Source organism: Bradyrhizobium sp. STM 3562 (assembly GCF_045571435.1).
GTDB lineage: Bacteria > Pseudomonadota > Alphaproteobacteria > Rhizobiales > Xanthobacteraceae > Bradyrhizobium.
This window is the reverse complement of the sequence record NZ_CP120694.1, coordinates 8,238,321-8,249,846: the sequence shown is the minus strand read 5'-3', so window position 1 is coordinate 8,249,846 and position 11,526 is coordinate 8,238,321. Positions and strand designations below refer to the sequence as shown.

Annotated in this window: 10 protein-coding genes; 9 read left to right on the top strand and 1 reads right to left on the bottom strand. The window is 62.8% G+C overall.

Going from position 1 to position 11,526, the window contains the following annotated elements; translation table 11 throughout:
* The first annotated feature begins 185 nt into the window (after positions 1-185).
* Together P6U23_RS38120 and P6U23_RS38115 are read left to right on the top strand one after the other, a co-directional pair.
* Entirely contained in the window at positions 186-1,481 is a 1,296-nt protein-coding gene (locus P6U23_RS38120) for a dicarboxylate/amino acid:cation symporter (protein ID WP_407177415.1), read from the top strand.
* A gap of 12 nt (positions 1,482-1,493) precedes the next feature.
* A complete protein-coding gene (locus tag P6U23_RS38115; RefSeq protein ID WP_407177414.1) occupies positions 1,494-2,432 on the top strand; it encodes an amino acid ABC transporter substrate-binding protein in 939 nt (312 codons plus the stop codon).
* A 105-nt stretch (positions 2,433-2,537) separates the two neighbouring features.
* Here P6U23_RS38115 and P6U23_RS38110 read toward each other — a convergent pair whose 3' ends face one another.
* Positions 2,538-3,482 (bottom strand): RimK-like protein, encoded by a 945-nt coding sequence (locus P6U23_RS38110; protein ID WP_407177413.1) that lies wholly within the window; start codon positions 3,480-3,482, stop codon positions 2,538-2,540.
* A 314-nt stretch (positions 3,483-3,796) separates the two neighbouring features.
* Between P6U23_RS38110 and P6U23_RS38105 the strand changes: the two genes are divergently transcribed.
* The 7 genes from P6U23_RS38105 (at position 3,797) to P6U23_RS38075 (ending at position 11,484) form a co-directional block, all read left to right on the top strand.
* The gene (locus tag P6U23_RS38105; RefSeq protein WP_407177412.1) at positions 3,797-4,570 is read left to right on the top strand and encodes a ferredoxin--NADP reductase; all 774 of its coding nucleotides are present in this window, start codon (positions 3,797-3,799) and stop codon (positions 4,568-4,570) included.
* A 406-nt stretch (positions 4,571-4,976) separates the two neighbouring features.
* Positions 4,977-6,608, top strand: coding sequence for an FMN-binding glutamate synthase family protein (locus P6U23_RS38100; protein ID WP_407177411.1), 1,632 nt, complete (start codon positions 4,977-4,979; stop codon positions 6,606-6,608).
* A gap of 502 nt (positions 6,609-7,110) precedes the next feature.
* The gene (locus tag P6U23_RS38095) at positions 7,111-8,052 is read left to right on the top strand and encodes a DUF1259 domain-containing protein (RefSeq protein ID WP_407177410.1); all 942 of its coding nucleotides are present in this window, start codon (positions 7,111-7,113) and stop codon (positions 8,050-8,052) included.
* A 122-nt stretch (positions 8,053-8,174) separates the two neighbouring features.
* Positions 8,175-9,350 carry a chromate efflux transporter gene (gene chrA, locus P6U23_RS38090; protein WP_407177409.1) on the top strand — a complete coding sequence of 392 codons (1,176 nt, stop codon included), beginning with the start codon at positions 8,175-8,177 and terminating at the stop codon, positions 9,348-9,350.
* A 108-nt stretch (positions 9,351-9,458) separates the two neighbouring features.
* Entirely contained in the window at positions 9,459-10,373 is a 915-nt protein-coding gene (locus P6U23_RS38085; RefSeq protein WP_407177408.1) for a YncE family protein, read from the top strand.
* Between the two features lie 22 nt (positions 10,374-10,395).
* Positions 10,396-11,172 carry a hypothetical protein gene (locus P6U23_RS38080; RefSeq protein ID WP_407177407.1) on the top strand — a complete coding sequence of 259 codons (777 nt, stop codon included), beginning with the start codon at positions 10,396-10,398 and terminating at the stop codon, positions 11,170-11,172.
* A gap of 57 nt (positions 11,173-11,229) precedes the next feature.
* Positions 11,230-11,484 (top strand): hypothetical protein, encoded by a 255-nt coding sequence (locus P6U23_RS38075; protein WP_407177406.1) that lies wholly within the window; start codon positions 11,230-11,232, stop codon positions 11,482-11,484.
* Positions 11,485-11,526 lie beyond the last annotated feature (42 nt).

Below are 11,526 nucleotides of genomic sequence, written 5' to 3'. Positions count from 1 at the left end.
CATTATTGGTGCAGCCGTGGCGCAGGAAACGTGCAGCTTGGCGATTTGTGCGTTGCGCACAGGCTGGATTGCGCGTCCGTTTTTCAAGCGGAAGATCGTGGCATGCGCGTTGCTCGTCGAACCGTGTTGCGCGAGTTTCAAAATCTGCCAAACTGGACACGCCGGAGTTGAACGGGGGGTCAAGAATGTCCAACAGGTTCACCCAATATATCCTCGGCGCGATGGTGCTCGGCATCATCACAGGCACGCTGATCTTCAATTTCCTGCCCGATCAACGCGCCGAGCTTGCCGCCTCGATCAACCTGATCGCGATGCTGTTTCTGCGCCTGATCAAGATGATCATCGCGCCCTTGGTGTTCGCAACGCTGGTCGGCGGCATCGCTCACATGGGCAGCGGCGCCAAGCTCGGCCGCATCTTCGCCAAGACCATGGGCTGGTTCGTCAGCGCCTCCTTCGTCTCTTTGCTGCTTGGCCTCGTCATGGTCAATCTGCTGCAGCCTGGGGCGAATTTCCCCGGCACGCTGCCGGACAGGACGCAGTCGACGGGGCTGCCGGTGTCGGCCTTCTCAGTCGAAAAATTCCTGACCCATTTGATCCCGACCTCGATCGCGGACGCAATGGCGCAGAACGAGATCCTGCAGATCGTGATCTTTGCGGTGTTCTTCTCGGTCGCGATGGGGGCGCTGCCCGAACGCTCGAAGTCGCTGCTCGCGCTGATCGATGATGTCGGTCATATCATGCTGAAGGTGACGAGCTACGTGATGATGTTCGCCCCGCTCGCGGTGTGGGCGGCGATCGCGGCGACGGTCGCCAAGAACGGTCTTGCCGTGCTGTGGAAGCTCGTGGTCTTCATGGGCGGCTTCTATCTGTCGCTCCTGATCCTCTGGGGCATCCTGGTGATCATCGGCTTCATCGTGATCGGGCCGCGCTACGCCCATCTGCTGCGGCTGATCCGTGAGCCCTTGATGATCGCGTTCTCCACTGCAAGTTCGGAGGCGGCTTACCCGAAGACGCTGGAGGGACTGAACCGCTTCGGCGCATCGTCCCGCATCTCGAGTTTCGTGCTGCCGCTTGGCTATTCCTTCAACCTCGACGGCACGATGATGTACTGCACCTTCGCTTCCATCTTCATCGCGCAGACCTACAAGATCGACATGTCGCTGGCGACCCAGCTCGCGATGCTGGCGACCTTGATGATCACGTCGAAAGGCGTCGCCGGCGTGCCGCGCGCTTCGCTGGTTGTGATCGCCTCGACGCTGTCTCAGTTCGGCATTCCCGAGGCGGGGCTGTTGATGATCATGGGTATCGACACCTTCCTCGACATGGGCCGCAGCGCCACCAATGTGATCGGCAACACGCTCGCCACCTCTGTCGTGGCGAAGTGGGAAGGCGAGCTCGCGCCCGTCCACGCGCTCGGTCCCGGCGATGTCGTGCCGCCGGACATGATCCCCGGCGAAGTGCCCGTTATAGCGGGCCACTGATGGGAGCGGGTGATGCGGCAAAATATAAGCCGGTGGACGGCGCTGATCGGCCTTTTGCTGGCGGCTTGCCTGCCGGCAGCGGCCGCGTTCGCCCAGGGCGGCGATGAAGCCGGCGAGGGCGGGCTTAGCCCGACGCTGACCCGGATCAAGAACGCGCACCTCGTGCATGTCGGCTATCGCGAGAGCTCGCCGCCATTCTCGTTCCTGGACGAGGCCAACCGTCCGATCGGCTACAGCCTCGAACTCTGCGAGGCGATCGTCGAGGAGATCGCCGCCGAGATTGACGATCCCGACCTGAAGATCGCCTACGTCAAGGCCACCTCGGACGACCGCATCGCGGCCGTGCTGCAGAACAGAATCGATCTCGAATGCGGCTCGACCACAGCGAATGCCGAGCGTTCCAGGCTGGTGGCCTTCTCGCCCTTGATCTTCGTGGCCGGCACCAAGCTGATGGTACCGAAGGCATCGCCTGTTTCGGCGGCGACCGACCTCAAGGGTAAGACCGTGGTGGTGACCAAAGGCACCACCAACGAGCAGGCGATGCGCAATGTCGACAAGAAATTCGCCCTTGGCCTGAACATCGTCACGGCGGCCGACCACGAGCAGTCCTACCAGATGCTGGCGGACGGCAAGGTCGATGCGTTCGCGACCGACGACATCCTGCTCTACGGCCTGATCGCGCGGCACAAGTCGCAGGATCGGTTTCGCGTCACCGGCGATTATCTGTCCTATGAGCCCTATGGCATCATGTTCCGTAAGGGCGAGCCGGAATTATCGGCCGTGGTCGAGCGTGCCTTCCGCAAGCTCGGCTCCAACCATGATCTGATCCCGCTTTACGAAAAGTGGTTCGTGCGGCGGCTGCCCACCGGCGAGCGGCTCAACGTCCCGATCTCGCCACAGCTCGAGGAAGCCTTTCGCGCGATGGATGATTCACCGGGTGCGAATAATTGATAGGCATTTGCGCCCGTCATTCCGGAGCGCCTCGAAGAGGCGAACCCGAAAATCTCGAGGTTCCGGGTTCGGTCCTGCGGACCGCCCCGGAACGACAGCGCCAACTCACGCAAATAGCTTATCCAGCGCCGCGCTATAGGCTGCATGGACCAGCTCCGGATGCAGCTTGCTCAGCGCCTCCATCATCACCCCGGAATTGATCTCCAGCACCTGCCAGCCGCCCTCGACCCGCACGATGTCGATCGATGCGAAGCGGATGCCGATGGCCTGCGCCGCGCGTGCCGCAAGCGCCATGCACGCATCCCGTGCCTCGCCATGTTCAAGCAGAAGCGGCCGTGCGCCTGATTCCAGATTGTGGCGCCAGTTGAGGGCCCGCCGTGCTCCCTCCGGCACGATCGCATCCAGCGCGCCTCTGTCGAGCTCGGCGAACATCTCCGGCAAGACAGCCGATCGTTCATCGGCCGGTAGTGTCGCCAGCGCGAGCTCGAGCAGCGAGCGTTTGCCGTCGCCGATCACCGCGGGTCGTTTCTTGCTGTAGACGATGAGCGGTGTGTCATCGAGCAGCACCACGCGGACCTCGTCCTCGATCTCGAGATAGGGCGAGATTGCAAGGCTTGCATGTGAGGTGAAGATTCGATTCACCGCCAGTTCGAGTCCGGGCGCGCTCGACACAAGGAAGACAGACTTTCCCGACGTGCCTTCGTTGGGCTTGACCACGATGCCGGACGGATTTTGCGACAGCAGCGTGAGCATCGCCTGCCATGACCCTTGCGGCGGGACATAGGCATTCAGCTCCGGGTTGAGAAACAGGGCATGCGGCACGCAGGGCACGCCGGACATTGCCAGCACGTCCGCGGTCGCCGACTTGTCATTTGCAATTCGGTGAGCGACCGCGCTGTTCAGCCCGAGATCGTAGCCGAAGGCGAGATGCCGCCTGCCGCCGCGTTGCATGACGATCAGCCAGCCGGCGGCGTGGATCTCCACCGCCATGCCATGCTCGGCGCCGTATTTCCTGATCGCCTCGACGAAAATGCGCTGGCTGTTGAGCATCGTTGCTTCGTTTTCCGCCCCGTTAACCCTGGCGCGCCGGCAATTAAGTGCCGCGCTGGCCGCAGATCCAGCAAGTTAATTACCGGCGGCAGTGTCAAGAATTGAGCCTGGAATTAGAATGGCTCGAACCTGCTTCAAAAGTGATGCGACATGCATTTGAGCCATCTCAATTACGCGTCAATACGGGTTGATTATCTCGTTCAATCCAGTAGATGAAGCGGGGAAATCTCCCGCAAATTCAGGGGTTTTTGCCCCCTTCGGGGCCACGCAACTCGTTTGTTCTAATCAAGAGACGCTGGGAAGAATCTCAAACCATGAGCGCGTTCTATCGAGAGAAAGTTCTTTCCGTCCGGCATTGGACCGACACCCTTTTCAGCTTCAAGGCCACCCGCGACAGCGGCTTCCGCTTCCTGAACGGCCAGTTCGCCATGATCGGCCTGGAGGTCGATGGCCGTCCCCTGCTGCGCGCCTACAGCATGGCGAGCGCTAATCACGAGGAAGAACTGGAATTCTTCTCGATCAAGGTTCCCGACGGTCCCCTGACCTCGCGGCTGCAGAAGATCAGGGAAGGCGACACCATCCTGGTCGGTCGCAAGGCCACGGGTACGCTGATCACCGATAATCTCATTCCCGGCAAGCGGCTGCTGTTGCTGTCGACCGGAACGGGGCTGGCGCCTTTCGCGAGCCTGATCAAGGACCCCGACGTCTACGAGCGCTTCGAGCAGATCGTGCTCGTGCACGGCTGCCGGCAGGTCAACGAGCTCGCCTTCGGCGAGCAGCTCGTGCAGAAGCTGCGCGACGACGAATTGTTCGGACCGCTGCTCTCCGAGAAGCTCTCTTACTATCCGACGGTCACCCGCGAGCCATTCCGCAACCGCGGCCGCATCACCGACCTGATCGCCTCGGAACAGCTCTTCAACGACCTCGGCCAGACGCCGCTCGATAAGGCGACCGACCGCATCATGATGTGCGGTAGCCCCGCGATGCTCGAAGAGCTCAAGCAGATGTTCGAGGGCCGCGGCTTTCTCGAAGGCAACCACACCGAGCCCGGCCATTTCGTGATCGAGAAGGCCTTCGTCGAGCGCTGAGCAGGCTCCGACATCGTCGCGGCCGAGGAACTTGCCCCTCGGTGGTGGTGCGTACTATGGCCGCTTGCTACGCCATCATGGCCGGGCTTGTCCCGGCCATCCACGTCCTTAACTCGCAATCGCGTCGTACAGATCGTTCGATTCCGGATCGCCAGCCAAGATCCCTCTGACCCTTGCGCGCGGCGGCCGAGCAGGTCGCACCCCTTCGCCTCTTCCGGACAGCTCCTCACCCCGCTCACATTGCGCCGCAAAATTGCGTCAGCGGGACTGCATTGATTAGCGCCTGCCGTAACGGCTAGCTTCTTCAAAGCGAAGCATTGTCATATGCTTGAGCGGCAACGCCGATAGGCTGCGTGTCGCCGCGCGTGCGCATAACAACAGGCACAATCGCCCGAAGGGGTATCCCATGGAAACCTTGCTGCTTCCGTTCTCGCCACGCTACATCGTTTTGACGATTTGCGCTGTGGTGACGGCCTTGCTGCTCGGCATCGGGATGTTCGACCACAATCCCAAAGCCTTCGACGTTGTGCTGATCCCGATGCTGATCTTCGGCGCGCTGACGCTGCTTGGCATCCGCGATCTCATGCAGAAGAACCACGCCGTTTTGCGCAACTATCCCATTTCGGCGCATATGCGCTTCCTGCTCGAAGAGATCCGCCCCGAGATGCGGCAGTATTTCTTCGAGAGCGAGAAGGACGGCATGCCGTTCTCGCGCGACACCCGTGCGGTGGTCTATCAGCGCGCCAAGATGCAACTGGACAAGCGGCCCTTCGGCACCCAGGAGGATGTCTACCGCGAGGGCTACGAATGGATGCACCATTCGGTCGCGCCGAAAGCGCATTCGAACGAAAAATTCCGCATCACGATCGGCGGGCCAGACTGCACCAGGCCCTATTCGGCGTCGGTGTTCAATATCTCGGCGATGAGTTTTGGTGCGCTCAGCCCGAACGCGGTGCGCGCGCTCAATGCCGGCGCCAGGAAGGGCGGCTTTGCGCATGACACCGGCGAGGGCGGCGTTTCTCCCTACCATCGCGAGATGGGCGGCGATTTGATCTGGGAGGTCGGCTCCGGCTATTTCGGCTGCCGTCATCGCGATGGCACTTTCGATGCGGATGAGTTCGCCCGCGTCGCCAGCGAGGACCAGATCAAGATGGTCGAGCTGAAGATGAGCCAGGGTGCCAAGCCCGGCCATGGCGGCGTGCTGCCGGCGGCGAAGGTCTCGCAAGAGATCTCCAAGATCCGCGGCGTCGCCATGGGCGAGGACTGCATCTCGCCGGCCACGCATAAGGCGTTTTCGACGCCGATCGAGATGATGGAGTTCGTCGCCAAAATGCGCAAGCTCTCGGGCGGCAAGCCCGCCGGCTTCAAGATGTGCATCGGTCACCCCTGGGAGTTTCTGGCGATCTGCAAGGCGATGCGGCAAACCGGCATCTATCCGGATTTCATAGTCATCGACGGCAATGAAGGCGGCACCGGCGCCGCACCGCTGGAGTTCATGGATCATTTGGGCATGCCGATGCGCGAGGGCGTCAATTTCGTTCACAACGCGCTGGTCGGGATCAACGCGCGCGATCGCATCAAGTTAGGTGCGTCGGGGAAGATCGCGACCGCCTTCGACATGGCGCGCGCCATGGCGCTCGGGGCCGACTGGTGCAACTCAGCGCGTGGCTTCATGTTCGCGCTAGGCTGCATCCAGTCGTTAAGCTGCCACACCGACCGTTGTCCGACCGGCGTCACCACGCAGGACCCGACCCGCGCCCGTGCGCTGTACGTGCCGCTCAAGATCGACCGGGTCTATAATTACCACCGCGCGACCCTGATCGCGCTGGCCGAGCTGCTGGCCGCCGCCGGCTTGGAGCATCCCCAGGAGTTGCGACCGATCCACTTCTCGAAGCGGACATCGAGCACGGAAGTGTGCTCCTTCGCAAAACTCTATCCATCGTTGCGGCCGGGCGAGCTCATCGATGGCACCGACGATGTGCGCTTCCGCGATGCCTGGGCGATGGCGCGGGCGGAGTCGTTTGCGCCCGCCATCTGAGAGGTCACTCCGGGACGGCGCGCCAGCCAGACCCGGAATTCTGGAGATTTGCAATTTCTCCACGTCGGGCAAGCGCCCGACGCCGCCCGCTTCGTGGGTGATCAAATGGAATTGAGCAGGCTTGGCGAATCGCTGTTCCATGCCTTCCGGAACCTCCTTTCCCGATTGACAGGCCAAATCTCTTTGGCAGTATTCGCGGCCTGGGGACCTGCGATCTCCCCATGAGGCGACATGCCCAAGCATCGCGTCCGGTTTCGACAAGGACGCCGCATGTCTGCTTCTCAGCGCCTGGCTTCGACCACATTTACCGAACTGATCAACGCGCCTGACGCGACGCACGCCTGCGCGCCATCGAGTTTTGTTGTGGCCGCCGTCTATCGCTGCGCCATCGCTCGCCGTTCCATCGATCCAAGCCTCACGCTTCGCTCGCACGGGCTTATCCCGAGGCGGGCCACAAGCGATCCATCCATCGAGGGCGGGGACATCACAGGAGAGCATATCCATGCAGATCAAACTCGCGCTTACCGCCACCGCTCTCGCCTTATCGGCTGCAACCGCAGCCATAGCGGGTTCGCCTCAATGGAGCATTTTCGCAGAGCCCTTCATCACCAACGCGCATGCGCAGGCGATCGATTGGCAGAAGGTCGATGACACGCTCGGCCGCAAGCCGGCGGTGTCGGGCGATGTGCGCCGCTACGGCTTTCCGCGCAGCGATCTCAATGTGACGCTGGATGGCGTCACCATCAAGCCGAGCCTGGCGCTCGGCGGCTGGGTCGCGTTCAAGCCGGCCCATGGTGGTGCCATGGTGATGGGCGATCTCGTGCTCCTGGAGACCGAGATCACACCCGTGATGACGAAGCTGGTGCAGGGCGGTCTTGAGATCACGGCCGTGCACAATCACCTGCTGCGCGCGAACCCGGCCACTTTCTACGTGCATGTCGGCGGCCACGGCGATCCCTTGAAGATGGCGACCGCTCTTCATGACGCGCTCGCAGCCAGCAAGACGCCGCTCACCGCAGCTCCCGCCTCGCCGCCGCCAGCGATCGATCTCGATACCGCGCAACTCGATCAGATCATCGGGGTGAAGGGCCACAACAACGGCGGCGTTTACGCCTTTGCCGTGCCGCGTCGCGATCCCGTTAATGAAGCCGGAACGGAGATCGCACCGGTCGGTCCGATGGGCGTGGCGCAGGGGATCAACTTCCAGCCGACGGGTGGCGGCAAGGCTGCGATCACAGGCGATTTCGCGCTGACAGGCGATGAGGTCAACCCGGTGATCAAGGCCCTGCTCGCCGGCGGAATCGAGGTGACGGCGGTGCACAGCCACATGCTCGACGAACAGCCGCGGCTGTTCTTCCTGCACTTCTGGGCCAACGACGATGCCGCGAAGCTGGCAAAGGGTATTCGCGGCGCACTCGACAAGACGGCAAGCGGCAAAAGTTAAGGTGGAGCGGACTTGTCCGCGCCGGATGGTGGGCCGCTCCACGATGGCAGCCTCCCCCACAAAGGGGAGATTGGTAAGCGCGGGTCTCGCTCTCCGGAAACCTCCTTGAAGGAAGTGTTGATGTGACGACGACCATCATCCCAGAACGCAGCCGCATGACCGAGCTTGCGCTTTATTTCCTGCGTCTTGGCCTTCTCGGTTTCGGCGGCCCGGTTGCGCTGGTCGGGCAGATGGAGCGCGAGCTCGTCAACGACAAGAAATGGCTCAGCAAAGAGCAGATGCGCGAATCCATCGCCATCTGCCAGTCGCTGCCCGGGCCGCTGGCGATCCAGGTCGGCATCTATGCCGCCTGGCTGCGTTGCGGCTTTTGGGGCGCATGGCTCGGCGGCTGGTGCTTCATCCTGCCCAATTTCGTCATCGTCGCCTTGCTTGGCGCGCTCTATGTCCATCTCGGCGATCTGCCGCCGGTCACGGCGATCTTCTACGGCGTCAGCCCGGCCGTGATCGCGCTGATTTTGCATTCCTGCTATCGGCTGGCCAGGCTCGGAATGGAAGACTGGCTGCAATGGGCGATCGCGGCCGCATGTCTCGCGGTCACGGTCATCATGCAGGCCGAGGTCGCGCTGTTGTTCATCGGCGCCGGCATCATCGGAATTTTCCATTACGGCAGCCTGTTGAAGCGCGCGCCTGCGGCCCTGCCGGTCGTCCTCGTGCCGGTTGCCGCACCGATGGCGCCGGTCGCAACCGGCTCGACGCTTGGCAAATTGTTGCTGTTTTTCCTGAAAGCGGGCGCGCTGACGTTTGGCAGCGGCCTCGTCATCGTGCCTTTCCTCGAGCAGGGACTGGTGCAGCAATATGGCTGGCTCGACCAGCGGCAATTTTTGATCGCGGTCGCGATCGGCATGATCAGCCCGGGACCGGTCGTGATCACCGCGACTTTCGTCGGCTATCTGGTCGCGGGCTTCTGGGGCTCGCTGGTTTCCACCATTGGCATCTTCCTGCCGTCGTTCCTGCTGGTGTTGATCGTCGCGCCGCTGCTGGCGCGCCACCGGGGCAATGCGAACGTGCAGGGTTTCGTCAAGGGCGCTTACGCGGCGGCGATCGGCACCATCCTCGGCGCCTGCATCCTGCTCGGCAAGATCGCCATCGGCGATTGGCTGACGGCCACGATCGGCGTCGCCTCGCTTGCGGTGCTGCTCCGCTGGAAGGTGAGCAATCCGGTTCTGATCGCGGCAACGGCGGTGGTGGGGCTCGTCGCCTATCCGTTGCTGCAACCGGCTTGGGTGATGTTGAAGTAGCCGACGGGGATGCCCATGGTGTCTGCCTTGCGTTTCGCCACGGCCATCGCTGGAGCTCTGGCGATCACGGTTGCCATTGGCCAAAGGACGAGCGCGCTGGCCGAATCCTTGCTGCAGCTCGAGGCCAAGATCCCGCTCGGCGATGTGCGCGGCCGGATCGATCACATGGCGATCGATTTGGCGCGGCGCCGGCTGTTCGTAGCGGCGCTCGGTAACGACAGCCTGGCCGTCGTCGATCTGCAGGCCCAGCGTCTCGACCGCCTGATCGGCAAGCTGCCGCAGCCGCAGGGCGTGGGCTATGAGCCGGCAACAGACATGCTGTATGTGGCGAACGCCGGCGACGGCTCGGTGCGGATGTTCAGGGGCGCCGAGCTGTCCCCAAGCGGGCGCATCGAGCTCGGCAGCGATGCCGATAACATTCGAGTCGATGCAGGCGCCGGGCGCGTGCTCGTCGGCCATGGCGATGGCGCGTTGACTATCCTCGATGCCGCCGCGCAGAAGAAGCTCGCAAGTATAGCCCTGAAGGCGCACCCCGAGAGTTTTCAGCTCGAAGCGGGCACGAACCGCATCTTTGTCAACGTGCCCAACAGCGGCGCGATCGACGTCGTCGATGGGGCATCTGCAAAGAAGATTGCCTCCTGGCCGACCGCGGGTCGCCGCGCGAATTTTGCGATGGCGCTGGATGGGGCCCACCGGCGGGTCCTGGTGGCGTTCCGCCGGCCGGCGGAGCTCGGTGTGTTCGGCGCAGCGGACGGAGCGCTGATCACGTCGGTCCCCACGTGCGGTGATGTCGATGATCTCTTCGTGGATGCCAAGCGCGACCGGGTTTACCTCAGTTGCGGCGAGGGTTTTATCGACGTGCTGGCCACGGACGGCACGGTCTACCGGCGGGCCGCCCATATCGCCACCGCCGCCGGCGCGCGCACCTCCCTGTTCGTACCTGACTTGGATCGCCTTCTGCTTGCAGTGCCGGCGCGGGGCGAGGCCGCCGCCGGAATCTGGATCTATCGTCCGTCGCCGTGAGGCAGCATACGGGGGAGCAGACATGCTCAGCGATGAGTCTCTTCCGATCCGGTGTGCCGCTGCATCATTGATCATCGTCACTGCTGCCAGCTTTGCGGCGCCTGCCTTCGCCTATCGTCCGTTCGACGGTACGGACGCAGCCGTCGCCGAGCCGGGCGAGCTGGAGGTCGAGTTGCAGCCGGCGGGTCCCCGACGCGAGCAGGGGACGACAACCCTGATCGCGCCACAGACAGTATTGAATTTCGGATTGAGCGAGGGATGGGAGGCCGTGTTCGAGGGCCAAGCCGAAACGCCGCTGTCGTTCTCGGGGCCGACGGAGCTGACCGCGGCCGGCGCGTTCCTCAAGCACGTCGTGGTGCCCGGCAGCCTCCAGGACAAGAGCGGACCGAGCGTCGCAACCGAGTTCGGCGTGCTGCTGCCGGACAGCACCGGCGACAGCGGCGTCGGCGCAAGCTGGGCCGGCATCGTCTCGCAGCGCTGGGACTGGGGAACGGTTCACTTCAACACCGAGGCGCTGCTGACGCGAGATCATCATGCCGATGTCTTCGTCGGCACCATCCTCGAAGGTCCCTCGAAATGGAAAGTGCGGCCGGTCGCCGAAGTTTTCTATGAGAAGGAATTCGGCCTTGAAGAGACGGTCTCAGGATTGGTCGGCCTGATCTGGCAGGCCAGCGATAAGCTCGCCTTCGATATCGCCTATCGCTACGCGGTGACCAAAGGACACCCGGTCAACGAAATTCGCGCTGGATTGACCTTCGCCGTTCCCTTGCGGCTTTTCGGAAGCAGCCACGCGAGATAGCGCCGGAGCGGCGACCATTCATCGGTTCAAGCGGGGCAGACATGACAGGAGGAAGATATGAAAACAGCCATCATCAGCGTCGCGCTTTGTTTCGCGATGGCTTCAATGGCGATTGTCGAGAGTGGCGGGTATCCCGCGAGTCCCTCACACGGCATCACAGGTCAAAACCCCGATGGCACGCCGCGCTACGGCAATGAACCGGACAAGGGCCCGCGCCCAACCAAGGATACCGTCGGCCGCAACGGCTCGAATCCGGCTGGTGACGGCAGTGCACGTGGAACGCAGGATGCGGGCAAGGAGCAACGCAAATGAAGTCGGATGTCGCGCCGCGAAAATTGGATGGACGCCGCGCTT

Coding starts and splice junctions, on each gene's coding strand:
- P6U23_RS38115 (WP_407177414.1), top strand. CDS start 1,494: ATGCGGCAAAATATAAGCCGGTGGACGGCGCTGATCGGCCTTTTGCTG.
- P6U23_RS38110 (WP_407177413.1), bottom strand. CDS start 3,482: ATGCTCAACAGCCAGCGCATTTTCGTCGAGGCGATCAGGAAATACGGC.
- P6U23_RS38100 (WP_407177411.1), top strand. CDS start 4,977: ATGGAAACCTTGCTGCTTCCGTTCTCGCCACGCTACATCGTTTTGACG.
- P6U23_RS38105 (WP_407177412.1), top strand. CDS start 3,797: ATGAGCGCGTTCTATCGAGAGAAAGTTCTTTCCGTCCGGCATTGGACC.
- P6U23_RS38095 (WP_407177410.1), top strand. CDS start 7,111: ATGCAGATCAAACTCGCGCTTACCGCCACCGCTCTCGCCTTATCGGCT.
- P6U23_RS38075 (WP_407177406.1), top strand. CDS start 11,230: ATGAAAACAGCCATCATCAGCGTCGCGCTTTGTTTCGCGATGGCTTCA.
- P6U23_RS38080 (WP_407177407.1), top strand. CDS start 10,396: ATGCTCAGCGATGAGTCTCTTCCGATCCGGTGTGCCGCTGCATCATTG.
- P6U23_RS38120 (WP_407177415.1), top strand. CDS start 186: ATGTCCAACAGGTTCACCCAATATATCCTCGGCGCGATGGTGCTCGGC.